This is a genomic window from Pseudomonas sp. PB105, from assembly GCF_009764655.1.
Classification (GTDB): Bacteria; Pseudomonadota; Gammaproteobacteria; order Pseudomonadales; family Pseudomonadaceae; genus Aquipseudomonas; species Aquipseudomonas cyclaminis.
Window position 1 is genome coordinate 13,932 of sequence record NZ_RWIO01000081.1, and the last position, 23,159, is coordinate 37,090.

General features: G+C 63.1%; 22 protein-coding genes and 1 pseudogene. 10 read left to right on the forward strand and 13 right to left on the reverse strand.

Annotated elements, in window-relative coordinates; genetic code table 11:
* The first annotated feature begins 26 nt into the window (after nucleotides 1–26).
* Nucleotides 27–1,025: an NAD(P)H-quinone oxidoreductase gene (locus tag EJD88_RS19335; RefSeq protein ID WP_158878776.1), complete on the forward strand. Its 999-nt coding sequence runs from the start codon at nucleotides 27–29 to the stop codon at nucleotides 1,023–1,025.
* Nucleotides 1,026–1,086: 61 nt separating this feature from the next.
* Here EJD88_RS19335 and EJD88_RS19340 read toward each other — a convergent pair whose 3' ends face one another.
* The 3 genes and pseudogenes from EJD88_RS19340 to EJD88_RS19350 all read right to left on the reverse strand — a co-directional run bounded on the left by EJD88_RS19340 (nucleotide 1,087) and on the right by EJD88_RS19350 (nucleotide 3,593).
* The gene (locus EJD88_RS19340; RefSeq protein ID WP_112196943.1) at nucleotides 1,087–2,211 is read right to left on the reverse strand and encodes an alkene reductase; all 1,125 of its coding nucleotides are present in this window, start codon (nucleotides 2,209–2,211) and stop codon (nucleotides 1,087–1,089) included.
* Nucleotides 2,212–2,288: 77 nt separating this feature from the next.
* Complete coding sequence (locus EJD88_RS19345; protein ID WP_256673637.1) at nucleotides 2,289–2,969, reverse strand: type 1 glutamine amidotransferase domain-containing protein; 681 nt, start codon at nucleotides 2,967–2,969, stop codon at nucleotides 2,289–2,291.
* A pseudogene (locus EJD88_RS19350) lies at nucleotides 2,966–3,593 on the reverse strand (TetR/AcrR family transcriptional regulator). Before EJD88_RS19350 ends, EJD88_RS19345 begins: the two are co-directional and overlap by 4 nt.
* A gap of 173 nt (nucleotides 3,594–3,766) precedes the next feature.
* Here EJD88_RS19350 and EJD88_RS19355 point away from each other — a divergent pair.
* Nucleotides 3,767–4,711 carry a GlxA family transcriptional regulator gene (locus EJD88_RS19355; RefSeq protein ID WP_099586417.1) on the forward strand — a complete coding sequence of 315 codons (945 nt, stop codon included), beginning with the start codon at nucleotides 3,767–3,769 and terminating at the stop codon, nucleotides 4,709–4,711.
* On the opposite strand, the gene EJD88_RS19360 is transcribed toward EJD88_RS19355, so the two are convergent.
* Nucleotides 4,689–5,195 carry a GNAT family N-acetyltransferase gene (locus tag EJD88_RS19360; RefSeq protein ID WP_158878778.1) on the reverse strand — a complete coding sequence of 169 codons (507 nt, stop codon included), beginning with the start codon at nucleotides 5,193–5,195 and terminating at the stop codon, nucleotides 4,689–4,691. The genes EJD88_RS19355 and EJD88_RS19360 overlap by 23 nt on opposite strands.
* 178 nt (nucleotides 5,196–5,373) lie before the next feature.
* On the opposite strand from EJD88_RS19360, the gene EJD88_RS19365 reads away from it, so the two are divergent.
* Nucleotides 5,374–6,249, forward strand: a complete 876-nt coding sequence (locus tag EJD88_RS19365; RefSeq protein ID WP_099586416.1) for an undecaprenyl-diphosphate phosphatase — start codon at nucleotides 5,374–5,376, stop codon at nucleotides 6,247–6,249.
* Nucleotides 6,250–6,496: 247 nt separating this feature from the next.
* Here the strand turns inward: EJD88_RS19365 and EJD88_RS19370 are convergent, their stop codons facing one another.
* Genes EJD88_RS19370 through EJD88_RS19385 form a run of 4 tightly spaced genes read right to left on the reverse strand, consistent with a single transcriptional unit; the run spans nucleotide 6,497 to nucleotide 9,967 of the window.
* On the reverse strand, nucleotides 6,497–7,321 hold the full coding sequence (locus tag EJD88_RS19370) for a sugar phosphate isomerase/epimerase (protein WP_158878779.1): 825 nt from the start codon (nucleotides 7,319–7,321) through the stop codon (nucleotides 6,497–6,499).
* 1 nt (nucleotide 7,322) lies between these two features.
* Nucleotides 7,323–8,522, reverse strand: a complete 1,200-nt coding sequence (locus tag EJD88_RS19375; protein WP_158878780.1) for an NAD(P)/FAD-dependent oxidoreductase — start codon at nucleotides 8,520–8,522, stop codon at nucleotides 7,323–7,325.
* Between the two features lie 2 nt (nucleotides 8,523–8,524).
* Nucleotides 8,525–8,845, reverse strand: a complete 321-nt coding sequence (locus EJD88_RS19380; RefSeq protein ID WP_158878781.1) for a MocE family 2Fe-2S type ferredoxin — start codon at nucleotides 8,843–8,845, stop codon at nucleotides 8,525–8,527.
* Nucleotides 8,846–8,872: 27 nt separating this feature from the next.
* Nucleotides 8,873–9,967 (reverse strand): fatty acid desaturase family protein, encoded by a 1,095-nt coding sequence (locus tag EJD88_RS19385; RefSeq protein ID WP_112194786.1) that lies wholly within the window; start codon nucleotides 9,965–9,967, stop codon nucleotides 8,873–8,875.
* Nucleotides 9,968–10,129: 162 nt separating this feature from the next.
* Between EJD88_RS19385 and EJD88_RS19390 the strand changes: the two genes are divergently transcribed.
* Nucleotides 10,130–11,179, forward strand: a complete 1,050-nt coding sequence (locus EJD88_RS19390; protein WP_158878782.1) for a LacI family DNA-binding transcriptional regulator — start codon at nucleotides 10,130–10,132, stop codon at nucleotides 11,177–11,179.
* Between the two features lie 69 nt (nucleotides 11,180–11,248).
* Here EJD88_RS19390 and EJD88_RS19395 read toward each other — a convergent pair whose 3' ends face one another.
* The gene (locus EJD88_RS19395; RefSeq protein WP_099586410.1) at nucleotides 11,249–13,210 is read right to left on the reverse strand and encodes a sigma-54-dependent Fis family transcriptional regulator; all 1,962 of its coding nucleotides are present in this window, start codon (nucleotides 13,208–13,210) and stop codon (nucleotides 11,249–11,251) included.
* Between the two features lie 185 nt (nucleotides 13,211–13,395).
* Between EJD88_RS19395 and EJD88_RS19400 the strand changes: the two genes are divergently transcribed.
* The 3 genes from EJD88_RS19400 to EJD88_RS19410 are packed head-to-tail and all read left to right on the forward strand — an operon-like array spanning nucleotide 13,396 to nucleotide 16,122.
* On the forward strand, nucleotides 13,396–14,400 hold the full coding sequence (locus EJD88_RS19400) for a Gfo/Idh/MocA family oxidoreductase (protein WP_099586409.1): 1,005 nt from the start codon (nucleotides 13,396–13,398) through the stop codon (nucleotides 14,398–14,400).
* Complete coding sequence (locus EJD88_RS19405) at nucleotides 14,397–15,176, forward strand: TIM barrel protein (RefSeq protein WP_099586408.1); 780 nt, start codon at nucleotides 14,397–14,399, stop codon at nucleotides 15,174–15,176. Before EJD88_RS19400 ends, EJD88_RS19405 begins: the two co-directional genes overlap by 4 nt.
* Nucleotides 15,177–15,195: 19 nt before the next feature.
* Nucleotides 15,196–16,122: a sugar ABC transporter substrate-binding protein gene (locus EJD88_RS19410; RefSeq protein WP_099586407.1), complete on the forward strand. Its 927-nt coding sequence runs from the start codon at nucleotides 15,196–15,198 to the stop codon at nucleotides 16,120–16,122.
* Between the two features lie 61 nt (nucleotides 16,123–16,183).
* Here EJD88_RS19410 and yghU read toward each other — a convergent pair whose 3' ends face one another.
* Nucleotides 16,184–17,011 carry a glutathione-dependent disulfide-bond oxidoreductase gene (gene yghU / locus EJD88_RS19415; RefSeq protein WP_158878783.1) on the reverse strand — a complete coding sequence of 276 codons (828 nt, stop codon included), beginning with the start codon at nucleotides 17,009–17,011 and terminating at the stop codon, nucleotides 16,184–16,186.
* A gap of 44 nt (nucleotides 17,012–17,055) precedes the next feature.
* Entirely contained in the window at nucleotides 17,056–18,291 is a 1,236-nt protein-coding gene (locus tag EJD88_RS19420; protein ID WP_158878784.1) for an MFS transporter, read from the reverse strand.
* Nucleotides 18,292–18,391: 100 nt separating this feature from the next.
* Here EJD88_RS19420 and EJD88_RS19425 point away from each other — a divergent pair, with 100 nt between their 5' ends.
* Together EJD88_RS19425 and EJD88_RS19430 are read left to right on the forward strand one after the other, a co-directional pair.
* On the forward strand, nucleotides 18,392–19,354 hold the full coding sequence (locus EJD88_RS19425) for an AraC family transcriptional regulator (RefSeq protein WP_099586435.1): 963 nt from the start codon (nucleotides 18,392–18,394) through the stop codon (nucleotides 19,352–19,354).
* A gap of 89 nt (nucleotides 19,355–19,443) precedes the next feature.
* Entirely contained in the window at nucleotides 19,444–20,040 is a 597-nt protein-coding gene (locus EJD88_RS19430; protein ID WP_158878785.1) for a glutathione S-transferase family protein, read from the forward strand.
* 76 nt (nucleotides 20,041–20,116) lie between these two features.
* Here EJD88_RS19430 and EJD88_RS19435 read toward each other — a convergent pair whose 3' ends face one another.
* The gene (locus EJD88_RS19435) at nucleotides 20,117–20,884 is read right to left on the reverse strand and encodes an SDR family NAD(P)-dependent oxidoreductase (RefSeq protein WP_112194774.1); all 768 of its coding nucleotides are present in this window, start codon (nucleotides 20,882–20,884) and stop codon (nucleotides 20,117–20,119) included.
* Nucleotides 20,885–21,021: 137 nt separating this feature from the next.
* On the opposite strand from EJD88_RS19435, the gene EJD88_RS19440 reads away from it, so the two are divergent.
* Entirely contained in the window at nucleotides 21,022–22,170 is a 1,149-nt protein-coding gene (locus EJD88_RS19440) for an aldose epimerase family protein (protein WP_158878786.1), read from the forward strand.
* 114 nt (nucleotides 22,171–22,284) lie between these two features.
* Here the strand turns inward: EJD88_RS19440 and araH are convergent.
* Nucleotides 22,285–23,159, reverse strand: an 875-nt coding sequence (gene araH / locus EJD88_RS19445) for an L-arabinose ABC transporter permease AraH (protein WP_158878787.1), incomplete at its 5' end; no start/stop codon positions are given.

The window sequence follows — 23,159 nt, forward strand, 5'->3', positions numbered from 1 at the left end:
ACGCTCATCGCTGCAGGTAATTTCAAATGACACTCCCTAACGACATGACCCTGATCGAAATCACCAGCCCCGGTGGCCCGGAGGTGCTGCAACCGCGCCAGGCGCCAACACCTGTGGCCGGTCCCGGCGAGATCCTGATCCGCGTGCACGCCGCCGGGGTCAATCGCCCCGACGCCCTGCAACGCGCAGGCAAGTACCCGATGAAACCCGGCATGAGCCCGATTCCTGGTCTGGAAGTGGCCGGTGAAGTGGTGGCGCTGGGCGACGGCGTGACCGAGTTCGGCCTCGGCGACAAGGTATGCGCCCTGACCAATGGCGGCGGTTACGCGCAGTTTTGCACGGTGCCCGCCGGCCAGGCCTTACCGATCCCCGAAGGCATGGACTGGATTCAAGCCGCCGCCGTGCCGGAGACCTTCTTCACCGTGTGGGCCAACCTGTTCGGCCTCGGCGATGCGCATACCGGCCAACGGGTGCTGATCCATGGCGGCACCAGCGGCATCGGCACCACCGCACTGATGTTGTGCCGAGAGTTCGGCATCCAGGCCTTCGCCACCGCCGGCAGCGCCGACAAGTGCGCGGCCATCAGGAAGCTGGGCGCCGAGCCGATCAATTACCGCGAGCAGGCATTTGCCGAGGTCATCGCCCAACAGACCGACGGCCAGGGCGTGGACGTGATCCTCGACATCATGGGTGGCTCGTACCTCAACAACAACCTCAAGGCCCTGGCCATGGACGGGCACCTGGTGATGCTGGGCTTTCTCGGCGGCGCCAAGGCCAATGACGTCGACCTGCTGACCATCCTCGGCAAACGCGCGGTGATCACCGGCTCGCTGCTGCGCGCACGCACCAAGGACGAAAAAGCCGCGATTGCCGAACAGCTGCGCGAGTACATCTGGCCGGTGCTGGAGGCCGGGCGCTGCTTGCCGATCATCGACCAGGTGTTTGACTACACCGACGCCGCCAAGGCCCATGCACGGATGGAAGGTGGGGATCATATTGGGAAGATTGTGTTGCGGGTCGCGTAACCAGCAGGCACTAGACATCAAATGTGGGAGGGGGCAAGCCCCTCCCACATTGATTGCATGACTACCCGAGGTACGTGGGATAGTCGATATACCCCTCCTCACCGCCACCATACATCCCTGCCTCGCGCAGCGGATTCAATGGCCAGCCATTAAAAATCCGCTGCGGCAGGTCCGGGTTGGCAATGAACGGCCGCCCGAATGCGATCAAATCCGCCAGCCCGGCTTCGACCAGTTTCGCGCCGCGTTCAGCGGTGTAGCGACCGGCATAGATGATGCGACCGCTGAAGGTGCTGCGCACGGCTTCACGGAAGCTGTCAGGCAGGATCGGCGCGTTGTCCCAGTCGGCCTCGGCGATGGACACATAGGCAATGCCCGACGCCTCCAACACCTTGATCGCTTCGATATAGGTGTGGTGCGGGTCTTCTTCCACCAGGCCGATGTACACACGGTCTTCGTCAGTGCCGCTGAACAACGGCGAGAACCGCACGCCAAGGCGTTCCGGACCGACGACGGCGCTGACTGCTTCGACGATCTCACGCAGAAAACGCAGGCGGTTTTGCAGCGAGCCGCCGTATTCATCATCGCGGGTGTTGGAATGGGCCGAGATGAACTGATTGACCAGGTAACCATTGGCCGAATGGATTTCCACCCCGTCGAACCCGGCATCCACGGCGTTGCGCGCCGCCTGGGCGTAATGCCCCACCAGTTGCTTGACCTCAGCGGTGCTCAACGCGCGCGGCACCGGGGGTTGCACCAGTTCGCCGGCGCCAGGGCCGGTGGCGATGAAGGCTTTGGCTTGCAAGGCCGCCAGCGCAGAAGGCGCCACCGGTGCTGCACCGCCTGGCTGCAAGGCGTTATGGGAGACGCGCCCCACATGCCACAGTTGGGCGAAGATCACCCCGCCGTCGGCATGCACCGCGTCGGTGACTTTGCGCCAGCCGTCGATCTGCGCCGGGGTGTAGATGCCCGGTGTCCACGCATAACCCTGGCCACGGGGTTCGATCTGCGTGCCTTCGCTGACCATGAACCCGGCGCTGGCACGCTGGCGGTAATACTCGGCCATCAGGTCGGTGGCGATATCGCCGGGCTGGGCGCTGCGCTGGCGGGTCAGCGGGGGCAGCACGACGCGATTGGTCAGCGTGTGATGGCCCAGTTTTACCGGGGTACTTAAAACGGTGTCAGTCATGGTTTTTTCCAAATTCGGGGCGCACGAAAGCATTGGCGACTCTATTGAGTCGCCAACGAATCGAGTGGTTGATTAAGTTAAGCGGTGAGTTTCAGCAGGGCCTTGGCCACATCGCTGGAGCTGCCGGGGTTCTGCCCGGTGACCAGCAGGCCATCGACGAGCACGAAGGATGCCCAGTCGGCGCCCTTGTCGTACTTGCCGCCCAGCTTCTTGAATTCATCTTCAATCAGGAACGGCACCACGCGGGTCAGGCCTACGGCTTCTTCTTCAGAGTTGGAGAAGCCAGTCACGCGACGACCCTTGATCAACGGCTCACCATTGACCGCCTTGACGTGACGCAGCGCGCCCGGCGCGTGGCAGACAAAACCGATGGGCTTGCCGGCACGCTCAAACGCTTCGATCAGTGCGATGGACACCGGCGACTCCGCCAGGTCCCACAACGGGCCGTGACCGCCTGGGTAGAACACCGTGTCAAAGGCATCCACGTTGACTGTGTCCAGCTTGACGGTGTTGGCCAATGCCTGCTGCGCGACCAGGTCGGCGGCGAAGCGGCGGGTCTGCTCGGTTTGCGCATCCGGCTCGTCGCTGACCGGGTCCAACGGCGGCTGGCCACCGGCTGGGGAGGCCAGCACCACGTCGGCGCCGGCGTCCTTGAATGCGTAATACGGCGCGGCAAACTCTTCGAGCCAGAAGCCGGTCTTGCGCCCGGTATCGCCAAGCTGGTCGTGAGAGGTCAGTACCATTAATACTTTTTTCATTTTCCAGTGCCTCGATCAGTGAATATCAGTGTGTTCAGGGCAACCCAACAGCTGTCGGGTCAGCAACAACGCCTCATCAAACGGCGCGGATGTCAGGGTGATCTTGCTCATGACGCTGCTCCCCAGCCACAGCGCGTACAGCTGCTGGGCCAAGTCCTGCGGGCGGTGCTGAAGCCGCAATGAGCCGTCTTCAATGCCGCGCTGCAGCGCCACGGCGAGTAATGCAATGGTGCGCGAAGTGCCGCGTTGCAGGGCCAGACGCATCGGCTCTGAAAGGTCAGACACCTCGGCACCCAGTTTGACGGCAAGGCATTTGCCCGCCTCGGTGCAGCCGGTCTGATTGTCGATCCAGGCGTCCCAATAGCGCATCAACTTGGCGTGCTGGGTTAAACCGGGTTGGTCGAACAGTTGCTGCATGCCGTGTACGTAGTGGTCGAAGTAGGTGTCGAGCAACACCACACCGAAGCCATCCTTGGAGGTGAAGTAGTGATAGAACGACCCCTTGGGCACGTCGGCGGCTTGAAGGATTTCATTCAGGCCCACCGCAGAAAATCCCTTGCGGCCTACAATCACTTGCGCCGTGTCCAGAATGGTCTGTCGTGCATTTTTGGTTTCGCTGTTCATGCTTGATCCCGTCCGATTAGACCAGTCGTCTAGTTCGTTGAGGGAATGTTAGGGGCCACGCCGCACCCTCACAATGTCAGATACGCAAGGATTCCGGACATGAGCCGACGCGGGTTGCCGTTTGCCCGGCACGCGCCGACAATCCACCCTCCCGCGCCCCTTGGAGAATGACGATGCACAGCGTTGCGCTGATGGTTTACCCGAACTTTCAATCCCTGAGCCTCAGCCTGGGCTCGGTGTTCGAGTGCGCGAACCTGCTGCGCGGGGAGCCGGCCTATGAGTTTCACCTGGTCTCTGAAAGCGGCGGCGCGGTGATGACCTCCCAGGGTTTTTCGGTGAACACCTCGCCGATTCGGCCCGAGGGCTATGACACGCTGATCGTCAGCGGTTATTTGGAATTCCGCCTGCCGGAGGCCAACCTGCTGGACTTAGTCAAGGCGGCCTCGGCGCAATCACGCCGCGTGGCCTCGTTGTGCATGGGCATCTTTGTGCTGGCCGACGCCGGATTGCTGGAAGGCAAGCGCACCACCACCCACTGGATTCACGCCCCGGCGTTTCGCAAGCGCTACCCGGCTATCCAACTGGAAGAAGACAAACTGTTTGTGGTGGACGGCCAGGTATGGACCGGCGCCGGCATGAGCGCCGGTGTGGACATGGCGCTGGCGATGGTGGAGAACGATTTGGGCAGCGACCTTGCCCGGCGCATTGCACGCAAACTGGTGATCGCCCAGCGCCGGGGCAGCGAGCAGTCGCAATTGTCGGCCCTGCTGGAGCTGGACCCCAAGTCCGACCGCGTGCAACTGGCCCTGGCCTACGCCCGCGAGAACCTCACCCATGACCTGTCCGTCGAAGCCCTGGCCGACGTCGCCCGTTTGAGCCCGCGCCAGTTCAGCCGGGTGTTCCGCGAAGAAACCGGGCAAACCCCGGCCAAGGCCATCGAAGCCCTGCGCGTGGAAGCTGCGCGGGCAATGATGGAAACCAGCCGTCACCCGGTGGAAGTGGTGGCCCGCGAAACCGGCTTCGGTGATCGCGAGCGTATGCGCCAAGCGTTTCTACGGGCGTTCGGGCAGCCACCCCAGGCGATGCAGCAGGCGTTTAATGCAGCGCCGCTCGCGTGATCAAGTAGCTCACCAACTGCGGCTCGTCGTCCAGTTCGAGTGTCTGCACCGGGCGCGGCAGGTTGTCCAGCACCGTGCGCCAGAATGCCTGGGACACTTCATCCTGGTCATAAAAGCGCACCAGCCAATTGGCCTCGCCGCTGGACAGCACCTGGGTGGCAATGGCGCGGCCGATGCCTTTGCGGCGGTAGCGCTTGAGGATGAACAGGTCGGCCAGTTCCAGGGCGTCGATGCCTGATACCTCACTGTCCTCGATCAACAGGAACCCGGCGATATAGCCATCGACCAGCAGCAGGTTGGCGCTCCAGCGCGGGTCTTGCCAGTAGCGGTTCAGGTGCTCGTCATGGATGTAGAAGCGGCCGTCGGCCTCGACATCTTCCTGCTCCCAGTCCGACGACTCATAGGCGTAATACTGGTAGAGGTTGCGGATCAACTCGGCTTCTTCAGGGCCGGTCTGGATCAGTTCCACGGTGGTTTCGGGCATGGGGCTCTCGGTCAAAAAACGCAGGGCGCCATTGTTCACAAAACCTCGGAACAGTCCAATAGCGTCGCGAACCTTTCTAATTGCTGAACCGATTGCAAATAGCCGTCGGCCCTGCCGAAGCGCTGAAACATTTCGAATAAACTTCGCCGATATCTCCCTTTTCTCAAGGACACGTATTTTGACGAACGTCTGTTCCGCCGGCCTGGATGTGGGCTTTGCGTCCCTGGATTACCTGCAGATCTTCATCCTCGGTGTCATCCAGGGCATTACCGAATTGTTGCCGGTGTCGTCCACCGCTCACATGCGCGTGGTGCCCGCCCTGCTCGGCTGGCAGGATCCCGGTTCGGCGTTTTCGGCGGCCATGCAGTTGGCGGCCCTGGCGGCGGTGGTCAGTTATTTCTGGCGCGATGTGCAGCAGGTGACGACAGGCAGCATTGGTGCAGTGCGCCGTGGCGACTACAACGACCGGTGGTTCAAGCTCGCGGTAGCGATTGTGCTGGCGACGATTCCGATCTGTATCGCTGGCCTGGCACTGTCGTCGACCCTCAACAGCTGCAACTCGCCAATGCGTGGTTTGATGGTGATTGGTATTTCCTGCCTGGTGATGGCGGTGTTGCTCGCGGCAGCCGAGCTGCGTGCACGGCACACCCGCGACGTGAGCCAGATGCGCCTGCGCGATGCGCTGATCGTGGGTGTGGCGCAGATTGGCGCGTTGATTCCAGGGGTGTCGCGTTCGGGTTCGACGCTTACCGCCGCGTTGTTCCTCAACTTCAAGCGTGAAGAAGCCGCACGGTTTTCTTTCCTGCTGGGCCTGCCTGCTATCGCCCTCGCCGGTTTGAAAGAACTGTGGGTGTTGCTGCACGCCGACCTGCCAGCCCATGCCTGGCCGCACCTGTTGTTTGGCCTGGTGGTGGCCAGCGTCTCGGCGTTTTTTGCGATCTGGGGCCTGATGAAGTTTCTGGAGCGGTTCTCCACCTGGCCGTTCGTGATCTACCGGGCGTTGTTGGGGGTGTTCCTGATTGTGGCGGTGAGCACCGGGATGTTGGCCGGGTAAGGCCGCGTGCTGTTTTGGGGTGAGCGGGCCTCTGTGGTGGCATGGCTTCTGTGGTGAGCGGGCTTGCCCCGCGCTGGGCTGCGAAGCGGCCCCAAAACCTGACACTGGGATTTACCTGAAAAAACGCGGCGTTCTTAATGGGGCTGCTTCGCAGCCCAGCGCGGGGCAAGCCCGCTCACCACAGAAGCCTGCTCACCACAAAAGCCAGGTCACCATACAGAATATGCCCACTCTCGTAAGGCCGCCTTCAGACCAGGGTTTGGCAGTCGCTCCAAACCTGGCGAATCAGCCCCTGCATCTTCAACGCCTCAGCCCAGCGATCGCTGATTTCACGCCCATCGGCACCGGTGATCGCATACGGCGGCGGGCCCAGTTCGCAGGTGAACGACAGGCTCTGCCCTGTGTCGGGGCGCGCCAGCCAGTCTTCGATGCCGTAGCGCCACCAGCCAATAAACCGCTCGACCCAGGCCTGATGCTGGGCGAACGCCATTGAGACCTGCACCTGCTCGCTGCTGGCCACGCGGCCATGAAACCCCCAGCTGTGGCGCAGGATCGTGCGGATCTGTTCATCGTCTTCCACCGCGCCCGGCTCGGGCAACTCGCGCCCCACCACGTAGTGGGACAGGTCGGCCAGCAACTTCAAGTCGGGCATTTGCGCCAGCAGGTCGAGGGTGAACAGCAGGTCGTTGGTCAGGCGATACCGGTGGGTTTCCAGCAGCACCGGAAAATCCACCTGCTCGGCCAGGCGCTGCCAACCTTCGACCAGCCGCGCCGCGTCGGCCTGGGTGCGCGGGCGCACGTCGGCTTGCAGGGTGAGGTGGTGGCAGCCGTAGCGGCTGATTACATCCAGCGCGGCGGCGAGGTCATCCACCGATTGCGGAAACAGCTGGCCTTCGATCTGCAAGCCCCGCGCCGTCGCGGCGGCGTGCAGGCGTGTCACATCAGCGGGTTTCCAGTAATGGTCGGTGATGCCGTCGAAGCCGGCTGCGGCGATTCGATCCAGCTGCGCTTCGAGCGGGCCGGGCTCGGTCTGCATGGCCCACAGGGATTGGAATACCAGGAATTGGCGCATATCAGCTCCGCAGCAAGTGTTTGAGGGACAGCTCGGGGTCTGCCAGGCTGGATGGGTTGAGCACCGCGCGCGCCGTGATCAGGCGTTCGCACAGCTTGATGTCCTTGGCCACGCTGTTGCCGGGCGCCCAGCCGCAGGCGCCTTGCAAATGCCCGTCGGCATTGAGGTAGAACAGCAGCAGGCCGCCGGCCGGCAAGGCACGACTGATCAGGTGCGGGGTCATCGCGCCCACTGTCTGTAAGCCCCAGTCGTATTGATCAGACCAGAAACCGGGAATCGCTTCGAAAGGCACTTCACGCCCCAGCATATTCAGCGCCGCATGCCGCCCCTGGGCCTCGGCGTTGCGCCAGGTTTCCTGGCGTTGGTACAGGCCATCGAGGCGAAACTCACAGACATCGCCGGCCGCATAGATGTCCGGCGCGCTGGTGCGCAGGTGTGCATCGACGCGGATGCCCTGCCCTACCTCCAGCCCCGCATTGGCGGCCAGTTCCAGATTGGGTTGCATGCCGATGCCGACCACCACCAGATCGCAGGGCAGCAACTGCCCGTCGACCAGTTGCACGGCGTCGTCATGGATGGATTCCAGCGCCACATTCAAGCGCACATCCACGCCTTGCTGGCGGTGCAGATCCAGCAGCGCCTGGCTGATTACCGGCGGCAGCACCCGCCCCGCCAGGCGCGGCCCGGCTTCCAGCACCGTGACCTCACACCCCAGGCCCCGGGCAGTGGCGGCCACCTCCAGGCCGATGAACCCGCCGCCGACAATCACCAGCCGTGTACCCGGACGCAAGGCACTGCGCAGGGCCAGGGCCTCGTCGTGGGTGCGCAGGTAAAGCACATTGGCCTGCGCCTGGGGCAAACGTCGCGCTCGCCCGCCGGTGGCCAGCAGCAAACCGGCATAGGCCAGCCATTGGCCGTCGGCGAGTTGCAGGCGATGGTGCTGCGGTTCCAACTGCGTCACCGGGTTGGCGGCGATATGCTCGATGCCCAGTTCGGCCAGGCGCGAGCTGTCGCACAGGCTGCACGCCGCCAGGTCCGCCGTGCCCTGCAAGAGGCCTTTGGACAGCGGCGGTCGCTCGTAGGGCAGGTGCGGCTCATCGCCGATCAGGACCAGGCGCCCGGTATAACCTTCTTCGCGCAGGGTCAGCGCCGCACGGCCACCGGCATGGCCGGCACCGACGATGATCAGGGGTGCGTTCATCATCACACCGTGACAGCGAGCAGTACCCGCCCCGCTTCGACCCGCACCGGGTAGGTCTTGAGGTTGACGCACACCGGCGCGCCCATGGCCTTGCCGGTGCGGTAATCAAACCGCCCGTTGTGCTTGGGGCACTCGATGACGTGGTCCATCACCAGGCCTTCGGCGAGGTGGATTTTCTCGTGGGTGCACAGGCCGGCGGTGGCGAAAAACTCATTCTCGGCCGAGCGATACACCGCATAGGTGTGGGGCCCGTGGTCGAAGCGCAGCACGTCTTCTTCGTCTATCTCGCCCACGGCGCAGACGTCGATCCATTGATCGTTCATGGCGGTTTCCCTTGTTATAGATGGGGTTCAGCTGACTGCGGCTTCGGCACTCATCGGGGCATTGGCAGCCGGCTCCGCGCTCGGGCGAATCGGCCGCTGGATGAAATACGTCGGATCGCTGCGCTGCTTCCAGACGGTCGGCAGGATTTCCCGGTAGGCCTCGAAAATATTCGCATACGGCGGCGGGCAGTCGTTGCGGATCTCTTCGTGCAACTGCGCGAGGGCGTGGTACGGCACCATCGGGTACATGTGGTGTTCGAGGTGGTAGTTCATGTCCATGTAGATAAAGCGCAGCACGCGGTTCATGTAGATGGTGCGGCAGTTGCTGCGGTGGTCGAGTACGTCTTCGGCCAGGCCCACATGCTGGGTAAGGCCGAACAGGTAGCCGAGCCAGGCGCCGTAGATGCTCGGCAACCCCACCAGCATCAGCGGCAACCAGCTGTGCAGGTACAGCGCAGTGCCGATGACCAGCGCATAAATGCCAACCCAGATCCGCGCGGCGCGGAACACCTTGGGCCACTCGGATTCGGGGATAAAGTCCGCTTCCTGGGCACTCATCTGGCCCACCGCATGACGCGCCACGCCGCTGAAGGTTTTCCACGCCAAAGGCAGGTTGAACAGGCTCAGGAACATCATCAAGAAGCTCGGCGGACGCGGTTCGACGATTTCCGGGTCGCGGCCAACCACGATGGTATCGGTGTGGTGCCGGGCATGGCTCCAGCGCCAGACATGGGGCTCGAAGATGCACATGAAGCTGGCGACCTGGTACAGCACGTCGTTCATCCAACGGGTCTTGAACGCGGTGCCGTGGCCGGTTTCGTGCCAGCGCGGGTTGGACGCCGTGCCGTAGAGCACGCCATAGGCGAGGAAGAACGGCACGCAGGCCCAGGAGCCCCAGAACCAGTAGCCGCCGAAACCGGTGGCGAACAGCGCGCTCACCCAGATGGCGGTGTCGCGCAAGGCCGGGCCGTCGCGGCGCTGCATCAGTTCTTTCATGCGTTTACGGGAAATCGGCGATTGGTACCAACTGGCCGAGACCAGGCCTTTTTCGGCAGCGCGGGCGGCTTCCGGGCCGGTCAGGCTGTAGTCGCGCCGGGCGGTGTGAGCGGTGTGTTCAGGCATTGTTATTGTTCTCCGCAAGCGGGTGGTTTCTGGTGCTTTGCGAAACCAACGATAGAGTGCGGCTAAATCACCCTCAAGGCCTTGAATCCATTCCCTATCAAGCTATCATCCAGGCCCAGCGGGGCTTGATAGTTTTCTATCAAGACGTTCAAGAGGGCTGTCATGAACAACAATAAACGCCCAACCATTGCCACCGTCGCCGCCCATGCGGGCCTGAGTGTGGCCACTGTTGATCGGGTGCTGAATGCGCGTGCTCCGGTGAATCCGGAAACGGCCGAGCAAGTATTCCAGGCCGCCGAAGCCGTGGGCTATTTTGCGGCGCGGCTGATTGGCCAACGCATCCGCGAACGCCGGCCCACCTATCGCTTCGGCATTCTGCTGCTGGGCACCGCCCAGGCGTTCTATGCGCACCTGGCGCAGTCGATCAGCGACGCCGCGCAGCATCACGCCACGGCCAACCTGACCTGTCAGTTCGAATACATCAATGACCGCACGCCCAGCGCCATCGTCGCGCAGATCGAGCAACTGGCCGTGCAGTGTGATGCCCTGGCGGTGGTCAGCTTTGCCCACCCGCTGATCAATGCCTGCCTGGCGCAGATCCGCGAGGCCGGCGTGCCGGTGGTCGCCCTGCTCTCGGATATCCATGAACAGGCCCTGGAACCGTATGTCGGCCAGGACAACCATGTGGTCGGGCGCACCATGGGCTGGCTGCTCGCCCGCACCTGTGGCGCGCGCAAAGGCAGCGTCGGGATTCTATTGGGCGGCCACCGGTTCCTGGGGCATCAGGCACGGGTCGAAGGCCTGCACAGCTATTTGGCCGAACACGCGCCGGGGCTCAAGCCGCTGGAGCCGCTGATCAACCTGGACAACTGCGACATCACCGAAGAAGCCACCCTCGACCTGCTCACCCGCCACAGCGACCTGCGCGGCCTGTGCGTGGTGGGCGGCGGCGGTGACGGCATCATCAGCGCCCTGGCGCAGCTGCCCAAGCGCCCGGCGCTGTGTTGCATCCTGCAGGAGTCCACCGAGCTGTCTCGCCAGGCGTTGAGCCAGGGCTTGATTGATGTGGTGATGGACTCACAGCCACGGCAGACGGCGGTGGCGCTGGTGGGGCTGTTGGTGGAGTTGCAGAGTGCCAAAGGGTTTGATGCGATGCGGCATCGGGTGCATATCGCGCCGCAGATTGTGACGTCCGAAAATATGTGTGACTGAAGCGACGTCATGCGCTGTTGTGGTGACCTGGTTTCTGTGGTGAGGGGCTTCTGTGGCCATATTTTGAATTTACGCGCCGCGAAAATCCCCGGCATTCAGCCCGAATCGGCTCATTTTGTTGTAAAGCCCACCCCGCGATACGTTCAGTTGTTGGGCGGCCAGGCGGATGTTGCCGCGGGTGCTTTTGAGCGCGGCGATGATGGCGTGCATTTCGTGGCTGCTCAGATCTTGGGCGGGCTGGGGCTCGGAATGGCGCAGCGTGGCTCGCGGCCTGGTTTCCAGGGGTAAGTCGGCCGATTGGATGAGTTCGCCCGTCGCCAGGTTGGTCGCCCGTTCGATGGCGTTTTCCAGCTCCCGCACATTGCCCGGCCAGCCGTGGGCCGAGAGCAAGGCCAAGGCCTCCGGCGAAAAACCCTGCACCGATTTTCGCAACGAGCGCGCGCAACGCGTGAGGAAGTGCCGCGCCAGCAGCGGGATGTCTTCACGGCGCATGCGCAACGGCGGCACGGTCAGGTTCAGCACGTTGAGGCGGTAGTAGAGGTCTTCGCGGAACGCGCCTTCGGCCACGGCCTGGCTGAGGTTGCGGTGGGTGGCGGCGATGATGCGTACGTCCACCTGGCGTGCGCTTTTTGCGCCGACCCGCGCAACTTCACCCTCCTGCAACACCCGCAGCAGGCTGACCTGGGCGTCGAAGGACATGTCACCGATCTCATCCAGGAAAATGGTGCCGCCATCCGCCAGTTCGAACTTGCCCGCCGAGCCGCCCCGCGCCGAGCCGGTGAACGCGCCTTCGACATGGCCGAACAGTTCACTCTGCACCAGGTCCCGTGGAATCGCGCCGCAGTTGACCGCCACGAACGGGCCGTTGCAGCGCTCGCTGGCGTTATGGATCGCCTGGGCGAACAACTCCTTGCCGGTGCCACTTTCACCCAGGATCAGAGTGGTGGCGTCACTGCGACTGGCGATGCGCGCCAGGTGCAGCGCGTCCTGGATCGCCCGCGAGGTGCCCTGCAGGGTCTCGAAGGTATACCGCGCCTGGGTGCCGACAAGGCGCCGGGTGATTTCGCGGATGCGCCGGTTCTCGCGCAGCGACACGATCACCCCACCCTGTTCCAGCGGGCACACTGAGACCAGGCAGGCGAGTTGGCTGCGGTCGTGCAGGTGGAAGGTGCAATCGAGGTCACGCACCGGCTCACCCAGCGCATCGCTCAACTCGCTGCGGCCCAGGCGCTGGAAGGGGCTGCCCACCAACTCCGGCCCGACCTGGAACAGCTGCCGGGCATAGCGGTTGAGCGCCTTGATGCAGCCGCGCTCGTCCAGTACCACCAGGCCTTCGTTAAGCACTTCGAGCACGGTTTGCTGTTCTTCAAGCAGCGCTTGCAGGGCCATCTGGCGTGATACGGCTTCGGCGGCAGCTTGCACGGTGCCCAAAGTGTGGAAGTGGAACCAACCGGGCTCGGCGGTGAGGGTGAGCATGGCCAAGGTCTGGCCCTGGGCATTCTTGATTGGCGCGGCGGCGCAGTGCATGCGGCGCTGGCGCAGGCCAACGGCGAAATTTTCCTCGGCCAGCACATACACCAGGCGGTCTTCGGCCAGGGCCAGGCCAGTGCAGTTGGTGCCTTGTACCGACTCCGACAGGCGGCTGCCCACGGGGGTGATGTCCAGCCCGCAGAAATACAGGGTGGTGCCGTCGGCATCGGTAAGGTTGATATGCCCGCGAGGGTTGTAGGCCAGCAGGCCATGCATGACTTGGGCTGCGGCCGCGATCAGCACGCGGTGGCTGGCCAGGGTGGCAGCCAGGATGTGAGGGTCGACGAAACGGTATTGGCTGTCGGCAGGATCGATACCCGCCTCGACGCTGCGCCGCCATGAATCCCAGATCACCTGTCGCACATCGGCCGGGCGTTCGACTAAACGTTCCTGGCAACCCTGCCACGCTTGCTCCAAGGCATTGATTGGGCCGTCGTTCAGCGCAGCAGGCCCGAGGGCTGTCAGGTAGTCGAGGTCTTGTACGCTGAAGGCCATGCTCATCACGGTTATCCATGTTCATATTTTTGACATGTCAGTATAGACATGTCATCTAAATGAACACATTTTGTTTATTGAATTTCTATAAATATATAACTATCAGCAACTTACGAATTGGCACAGGCTTTGCTCCTACCCCTTTGCCCATCAGGACCGTCCTGAGGCCAACAATAAGAAGGGGTCACCACATGAGTACACAGAACATCCGCCTGGGCTTGATCGGTGCTGGTCGCATGGGCAGCTTCCACGGCTTGACTGCTGCGCGGCATATCCCCGGCGCCAGCCTGGCCGCCATCGCCGATCCGACCCCAGGTCAAGCCGCTCGCCTGGCAGCAGAGTTGGGCGTGGACAAGGTCTACACCGACCCGCAACAGTTGCTCGACGACCCGGATATCGACGGCGTACTGATCGCCGCTCCTGCCCGCAGCCATGCCGAACTGGTGATCAGCGCCGCCCGCGCCGGCAAAGGGATTTTCTGCGAAAAACCCATGGCCATCACCCTCGATGAGGCCGACCGCGCCATCGCTGCCGCCGCCGATGCCCGCGTGCCGCTGCAGGTCGGCTTCAACCGGCGCTTCGCCAAGAGCTTTCGCACCGCGCACCTTGACGTGCTGGCCGGCCGTATCGGCACCCCACAGCTGCTGCGCTCGCTGACCCGCGACCCGGCGCTGAACAACCCGGCCAACTCGCCGCAATGGGTGATCTTCCTCGAAACCCTGATTCACGACTTCGACACCCTGCGCTACCTCAACCCAGGTGCCGAAGCCGTAGAAGTCCACGTAATGGCCGACGCGCTGATCGCCCCGCAATTCAAAAGCAAAGGCTTCCTCGACACCGCCGTGGTCACGATCCGCTTCGATAACGGTGCGATTGCCACCGCCGAGGCCAACTTCCAGGCCGTGTATGGCTACGATGTGCGCGGCGAAGTCTTCGGCAGCGCCGGCATGCTGACCATGGGTGGCGTACAGGAATCCGACCTGACGCGCTACCTGGCCCAAGGTATCCAGGCCGACACCCAGCGCCTGGACACCGACCTGCTGCGCGACGCCTACGTCGCCGAGCTCAACCACTTTGTCGACTGCCTGCGCACCGGCGCCAAGCCCCTGGCCAGCGGCGAAGACGCGCGGGCGGCCCTGGCGATTGCGCGCGCCTGCATCACCTCGTTCGAACAAGGCAAGGCGGTGGCCGTATGATCCCGTTCAAGCTGGCGATCAGTGCCGAGATGGTGTTCCTCGACCTGCCCTTCGTCGAGCGCGTCAAACGCATTCACGCCCTGGGCTTCAGCGCCGAAATCTGGGATTGGACCCACAAGGACATCGACGCGCTGGTCGCCACGGGCGCCGATTTCACCTCGATGACCGGCTACATCAGCGGCACCCTCACCGATCCCGATGGCATCCGCCAATTGCTCGACAGCGCCCGGGAATCTTTAGGCATCGCCGAACGCCTGAATTGCCCCAGCCTCAACCTGCACGGTACTGGTCTGGGTGAAGGCGGCCTGCCGGTGCAGCCCGTGAGCCAGACCACCGGGCGCATGTGGCTGAGCGCCTGCAAAACCCTGGAAAAAATCGCCCGCCTGGGTGAAGACGCGGGCCGTGTGTTCCTGCTGGAAAACCTCAACACCGAAGTCGATCACCCCGGCGTTCCGTTCGCCCGCGCCGAGGACACATTGGCGCTGATCGAAGCCGTGGGCAGCCCCCACGTGAAGATGAACCTGGACCTGTACCACGCACAGATCGGCGAAGGAAACCTGATCGAACTGATCCAGCGCGCAGGCCCCGCCATCGGTGAGATCCAGGTGGCCGACGTGCCCGGACGCAAAGAGCCCGGCACCGGCGAAATCCACTACCCGGCCATCGCCAGGGCCTTGCATGGCATCGGCTACAGCGGCGTGGTTGGCCTGGAAGGCTGGGCCAGCGGCGACAGCGAGCTGGCCCTGGAGCGTTTCCGTCAAGCGTTCACCCTATAACAATAAAAGGAACACTCTCATGCATCGCTATTCATTGATCGTTGCCACGCTGTTACTGCTGTTCAGCCCATGGTCCTTCGCCGATTACCGAATCGGCGTGAGCATTGCCAGGGTCGACGATAACTTCATGACCTACGTGCGCAACGGCCTGGACAGCGCCGCCAAGCAGCACGGCGTGCAGATCCAGTTCGAAGACGCCCAGGGCGACGTGGTGCGCCAGCTCAACCAGGTCGAAGGCTTCCTTAACCAGAAGGTCGACGCGGTTATCGTACTGCCGGTGGACACCTCCGCCACCGCCAACATGACCCGCGCCGCCGTGGCCGCCAAGACGCCGTTGGTGTACGTCAACCGCCACCCGGATGAACGCACCCTGCCCAAGGGCGTGGTTACGGTCGCCTCCAACGACATTGAGGCCGGGCAATTGCAGATGCGCTTCCTGGCGGAAAAACTCGGTGGCAAGGGCAATGTGGCGATCATCATGGGCGACCTTGCGCAGAACGCCACCCACGACCGCACCGAGGGCGCCAAGCAGGTGCTCAAGGACTTTCCGGGGATCAAGGTGGTGGAGCAACAAAGCGCGGAATGGCAACGTAGCAAAGGCATGGACCTGACCAGCAACTGGTTGCTGGCGGGCACCCAGTTCGATGCCATTGTTGCCAACAACGATGAAATGGCGATTGGCGCGGCCATGGCGTTGCAGCAATCGGGCAAGGCCAAGGGCGAAGTGGCGATTGTCGGTATCGACGGTTTGCCGGACGGTCTGGCGGCGGTCAAGCGCGGGATGCTGGCGGCGTCGGTGTTCCAAGACCCCAAGGCCCAGGCGACCAAGGCGGTGGAGTCGGCGATCAAGATGATCAAGGGCGAGCCGATCGAGTCGGAGGTGTGGGTGCCGTTTGAACTGATCAAGCCTGAGCAGGTGGCGGTGTTCGAACAGCGCTATAAATAAATCAAAGACAAGGAGATCCAAATGTGGGAGGGGCTTGCCCCCTCCCACACTGGGACCTCAATCAGTCGAGGTCGCTTGCGTCATGGCGTTCGGGCAACTGTTCCTCGCCCGACACCCGGTTCACCCGCCGCCCCCGCTGCACCGCCGGCCGCGCATCAATCGCGTCCGCCCAGCGCTGCACATGCGTGTATTCGTGTACCGACAGAAATTGCGCCGCGCCATACAAACGGCCTTTGACCAACCCGCCATACCACGGCCAGATCGCGATGTCGGCAATGGTGTATTCGTCTCCGGCAATGTACTCGCTGACCGCCAGGCGTTTATCCAGCACGTCCAACTGACGCTTGGCCTCCATGGCGAAGCGGTTGATCGGGTATTCCATCTTGCTCGGCGCATACGCATAGAAATGCCCGAAGCCACCGCCCAAATAAGGCGCGCTGCCCATCTGCCAGAACAGCCACGACAAACACTCCGCACGGGCCGCCGGATCGGTGGGGAAGAACGCGCCGAATTTCTCGGCCAGGTACTGCAGGATCGCGCCAGACTCGAATACACGAATCGGCGTGGCGCCGCTGTGATCCATCAAGGCCGGGATCTTGGAGTTCGGGTTGACCCCGACAAAGCCGCTGCCGAACTGGTCGCCGTCGCCGATCTTGATCAGCCAGGCGTCGTATTCCGCACCGCTGTGCCCCAGGGCCAGCAGCTCTTCGAGCAGGATCGTGACCTTCTGCCCGTTGGGCGTGGCCAGGGAATACAACTGCAGCGGGTGCTTGCCGATGGGCAATTGTTTGTCGTGGGTAGCACCGGCGATGGGCCGGTTGATGCTGGCGAAGGTGCCGCCGCTTTCGGTGTCCCAGGTCCAGACTTTCGGGGGTACATACTCGGTCATGCTTACGACTCCAGAAGCGTTTGCGATCAACGAAGCGTTTCAGACTAAACCAAAGACGGGTGGTGCGTCACACTCCCCGCCGCAGCGTGCCGGGGCACCTGCACTCGCAGGGCGATCAACAATGCCGCCAACAGCATCAAGCAACCCGCACCCACAAACACCCCGTCGATGCCGGTGGCACTGAACATCGCGCCACCGCCCGCCGCACCCGCCGCGATTGCCGATTGCACCGAAGCGACCACCATGCCACCGGCACTTTCGGCCTGATCCGGCACCGCACGGGCCACCCAGTTGGACCACGCCACCGGCACACCGCCGAAGGCCATGCCCCACAGCGCCAGGAGCAACGCCTGACCCGGCAGTGACGCGGGCAGCATCACCAGGGCCAACGCAGCGACGCCCACCAGGACCGGCATCAACACCAGGGTTCCCCGGGGGTTGCGCACCAGCAACCATCCGGCCAACAGTGTGCCGACAAAATTCGCCGCGCCAAACCCCAGCAGCATCAACGCCAGCCCTTGGGTGCCGACCCCGGTGGTGCTTTCCAGAAACGGGCGAATGTAGGTAAACAGCGCGAAGTGCCCGGTGTGCACCAACACGCAGCCGAACATACCGATGGCAATGCCGGGGCGCAGCAGTACATCCAGCACGGTGCGCAGACGTGCGGTGCCGCTGGGTGCCAGGCGCGGCAGGGTGAACAGCTGGAACGCCAGGGTCACCACGCCGACGGCGGCCGCAGCCACAAATGCACTGCGCCAGCCGTACAGGTCACCCAGGTAGCTGCCCAACGGCACCGCGACGACGGTACCCACCGCAATGCCGCTGAAGATGATCGACAGCGCACGGGGCAGCAACGCCGCCGGTACCAGGCGCATCGCCACGGCCGCCGCCATGCTCCAGAAACCGCCGAGAGCAATGCCCAGCAGGATGCGCATCAACAACAGCACCAGGAGGCTGGACGAGAACGCCACCAGCAGGTTGGAGGCAATCATCAGCGTGGAGAACCCCAACAGCACCAGGCGCCGGTCGATGCCGCGCGTCAGGCCAGGCACCAGCAAACCGGCGAACAACGCCACCACCGCCGTGACCGTGACAGCCTGCCCGGCCGACGCTTGCGACACACCCAGGTCCAAGGCCATCGGCGTCAGCAGGCTGGCCGGCAGGTACTCTGCCGTGAGCAGGCCGAACACGCCCATCGCCAGGGAAAACACCGCCATCCACGCGGGTGTGGTCGGTTCGACCCGTTCATCAACAGGGGCATGGGACACACAATCATTCATCACAAGACATCCTCAGGCATTAACGTGACGGCCAGTCTAGGTTCCGCATTCAGGATGATCTATGATTCAAACCCTTGAGTTCTTGACCGAAACCCCGAATATGCCAGCCGACAATGCGTTCACCCTGTCCTCCGAGCTGATCAACGAACTGCTGCGCAGCATGCGCCTGCGCGGCGTGCAGTACCGGCGCATCCAGGCCGGGCCGGTGTTCGGCATCAGCTTTGCGGCCAAGCCGGGCCATGCGTATTTCCATTTTCTGGCCGCCGGCTGCGCGACCCTGCGCCTGCACGACGGCAGCCTCTTTGAGTTGTCGGCCGGCAATGCGGTGTTTATCGCCCACGGTGGCGCCCACGCGCTGTTATCCAAACCGGATGACCCCGTGCAGGACATCGCCAGCTTCGACGCCGCACCGCTGGGCGATACCGTGTGCGCGGTGAATGCCTCGCCCGACGCTGCCTCCAGCACCCTGCTGTTCAGTGCCTGCATGGAGTTCGAACTCGACAGCATCCAGGGCCTCGGCAACTTGATGCCGGCCTTGATGCTGATCGATGCCGCAGGCCAGCGTTACCCTGGCCTGATGCCGATCCTGGCGGTGATGGAACGCGAAGTCTCCAGCGCCCGCGTCGGTTACGCCGGCATCCTTGCGCGCCTGGCCGATGTGGTGGCGGCGATGATCGTACGGGGCTGGGTCGAGTGCGCCTGCGCCAATGCGTCGGGTCTCGCGGCCGCCTTGCGCGACACCCGCCTGGCCGGTGCCCTGCTCGCCCTGCACCAGCAGCCGGGGCGCGACTGGAGCGTGGCCGAGCTGGCGGCGCACTGTCATACCTCGCGCTCGGTGTTCGCGGATCGTTTCCAGGCGACCCTGGGGGTTCCGCCGTTGCGTTACGTGACCGAACTGCGCATGCGCCTCGCCAGCCAGTGGCTGACCCTGGAGCGACTGCCCATCGAAGAAGTGGCGCACCGCCTCGGCTACACCTCCCAGGCGGCCTTCAGTCGCGCCTACAAACGCATTACCGGGCAACCGCCGGGCGCCAGCCGCCAGGGTTTCAGGAGTGCGGTATGAGCGCCGGGCTTGAAGACATCCTCGTTGCGCCGGGCGGCCGAGTGCCCTTAATCTCTTGAGCTCGTCACCCTGATAGCAATGGAGGCTTCATGAAACTGGTCGGCATGCTGGATTCGCCTTACGTAAGGCGCGTAGCCATTTCCCTGGAGTTGTATGGGATTGAGTTTGTGCACGAGCCATTGTCGGTGTTCAGCACCTACGCGGAATTTGCCGAGATCAACCCGGTGGTCAAGGCCCCGACCCTGGTGCTGGACGATGGCACGGTGTTGATGGATTCGAGCCTGATCCTGGAGTACCTCGAAGCCCTGGCCCCGGCGGACAGCAAACTGCTGCCCCAGCAACCGGTGGCACTTGCCAAGGACTTGCACGTTCTAGGGCTGGCGCTGGCAGCCTGTGAGAAGAGCGTGCAGATCGTCTATGAGCACAACCTGCGCCCGGCGGAGAAACAGCACGCGCCGTGGCTTGAGCGCGTAACCGGCCAGTTGCTCGCGGCCTATGGGTTGCTGGACAAGCAGCTGGGTGACAGCCAATTGCTGACCCAGGCGTCGATTACGGCGGCAGTCGCGTGGTCGTTCAGCCAGTTCACCGTGGCGTCGGTGGTCAAGGCCGATGCGTTCCCGAACCTGCGACGGCATGCCGAGCGTCTGGAGCAGCATCCGGCGTTCAAGCGTTACCCCATCGCCTAAGCACCGCAGTTCAAATATGGGAGGGGGCAAGCCTCCTCCCACACTGGCCCGGGTTGCATGAAGGACTGAGTCAGGCTCAGACCCAACCGCCATCCACAATAAAGTTTTGTGCCGAGCACATCGCCGAGGCATCCGAGGCGAGGAACAACGCCATGTTGGCGATGTGTTCCGGCATCACGCTGCCGGGCAGGCACTGGCTGCGGGCGATCAGTTCCTTGGCCGCGTCGTCCACCCACATCGCCAATTGCTTCTCGGTCATGACCCACCCCGGCACCAGCGTGTTGACGCGAATGCGGTGAGGCCCCAGCTCGCGCGCCAAGCCTCGGGTCATGCCGTGGGCGGCCGCCTTGCTGGCGGCGTAGACCGGGTAGCCGGCGGAGGCCATCATCCAGCCGACCGAACCCAGGTTGATGATCGCGCCGCCACCGGCCGCTTTCATCATCGGCACCACCGCCTTGGCCGCAAAGAAGGCGTGCTTGAGGTTGACCGAGATCAGCTTGTCGAAGGTGTCCGAGTCCACTTCTTCCAGGGTGTGGCGCACGTCATTGGCGGCGTTGTTCACCAGCACGGTGATCGGCCCCAATGAATGCTCGAAACGCTCGATGGCGGCCTTGTAGGCAATCTCATCGGTGATGTCGCAGCACACGAACTCCACGGTATGCCCCGCTGAACTCAGCAACGCCGCCAGGCGTTCGCCCTGGCTTTGTGCACGGTCCACAAAGCCGACCTTGGCACCCTGCGCGGCAAAGGCCCGCACCATGAACTCGCCGATGCCCGAGGCACCGCCAGACACCAGCACGGTTTTGCCTTCAAGGTCGGGATAAACAGCCTGTGCAGTACTCATATAACGGTTGCCTCGATCAATTAGTCTTATTTTATTTTACGAAATCGGCGTTAAAGGCTATAAATTCGCTGTCACACCGACAAAATATCGCTATTAGTAGAACTATTCCACTCAAAACAACAAAAGGAAGTTCGACCATGAAGCACCCTCGATACCTGCTCTCGGGCCTCGCCATGTCCCTGCTGGTTGCCAGTGGCGGCGCCCAGGCGGCAGGGCTGTCCAGCGAGCACAAAGCCTTCGGCAAGACCAACGACGGTACACCCGTCGAACAGTACATCCTGCGCAACAGCCATGGCATGCAAGCCACGGTCATCACCTACGGCGGCGTGTTGCAGTCGCTCAAAGTGCCGGATAAAAACGGCAAGGTCGACGACGTGGTGCTCGGCTTCGACGACGTGCAGGGCTACCAGGCCGGCACGGCGTTTTTTGGCGCGACCATCGGGCGCTTCGGCAACCGCCTGGCGGGCGGCGCCTTTGAACTCGACGGCAAGCGCTACCAGGTACCGCTCAACGATGGCCCCAACTCGCTGCACGGCGGCGCCCAGGGTTTTGACAAGCAGGTGTGGAAGGCCGAGTCGGTCAAGGACAAGGGCTCGGTCGGCGTGAAGCTGAGCTACCTGTCCAAGGACGGTGAAATGGGTTTCCCCGGCAACCTGAAGACCGAAGTCACCTACCGCCTCAACGACAACAACGAACTGCACATCGACTACACCGCCACCACCGACAAACCCACGGTGCTCAACCTGACCAACCACAGTTACTTCAACCTGGCCGGCGCGGGCAACGGCGACATCCTCAAGCAAGTCGCTACCTTGCATGCCAGCCATTACACGCCGGTGAATGCCACGTTGATCCCTACGGGCGAGCTGGCACCGGTCAAAGGCACCCCGATGGACTTCCTGAAACCGACGCCGATCGGCCAGCACATCAAAGCCGATCATCCGCAGCTCAAGTTTGCCGAGCCCAAGCAAGGCGGGTTTGATTTCAACTGGGCGCTCGATACCCAGGGCGACGTCAAAAAGCTTGCCGCCGAGGTGCATGACCCTGAGTCGGGCCGGCGTTTGCAGCTGTACACCAGCGAGCCTGGGGTGCAGTTCTATACCAGCAACTTCCTGGATGGCTCGGTGAAGGGTAAAGGCGGCAAGACTTACCTGCACTGGAGCGGGTTTACCTTGGAGACGCAGCATTATCCGGATGCGCCTAACCAGCCGAAGTTTGCTTCGACCCGTTTGAATCCAGGGCAAACCTACAGCCAAAACACCGTGTTCAAATTCTCCGCCGATTAAAACTGTGGGAGGGGGCTTGCCCCCGATAGCGGTGGGTCAGTCACTGATTTATCAACTGACCCACCCTCATCGGGGGCAAGCCCCCTCCCACATTAGCCCTCACATGGCGAGGGATCAGCGTTGTTTCATGCGGTCGATGACGACGGCCAGCAGCAGGATCGAGCCGCGAATTACGTACTGGTAAAACGTGTCGATGTTCTTCAGGTTCATCGCGTTTTCGATGATCGCCAAAATCAACACCCCCGCAATCACATGCCGGATCATGCCGATCCCGCCGCTCAACGACACCCCGCCCAGTACGCATGCCGAGATCACCGTCAGTTCGAAACCCTGGCCGATCATGGGCTGGCCCGAGGTCATGCGCGAGGCGAGGATTACCCCGGCCAGTGCGCCGATCAAGCCGTGGACGGCGAAGATCAGGATCTTGGTGCGGTCAACGTTCACCCCGGCCAATAGCGCCGCTTCCGGGTTGCCGCCGATGGCCATGGTGTTGCGCCCGTAGGTGGTGTAGTTGAGCAGCCAACCGAAAAACACGAAGCACACGATGGTGATCAGGATCGGCACCGGCACGCCGAACAACTGGCCGTTGCCGAACACGAAGAACTGCTCCTGGGACACGCCGACCGCCTTGCCGTCGGCAAAGATGTAGGCCAGGCCGCGTACGATCTGCATGGTCGCCAAGGTGGTGATCAGCGCGTTGACCCGCAGCTTGGCGATGACGATGCCGTTGATCAGCCCGACGATCAGGCCCATCAGCAGCGCGGCGCCGATGCCGAGCATCACGCTCTCGGTGTCGCGCATGACGATAGCTGCGACCACACCGGCGCAGGCAATCACCGAGCCCACCGACAAGTCAAAGTGCCCCGACGCCAGGCAGAACAGCATGGTGCAGGCGGCGATGCCGACGGTGGAAATCGCCAGGCCCAGGCCGCGCATGTTCAGCGGCGAGAGGAAGTTGTCGATCAGCAAGGCGCACAGCACAAAGATGC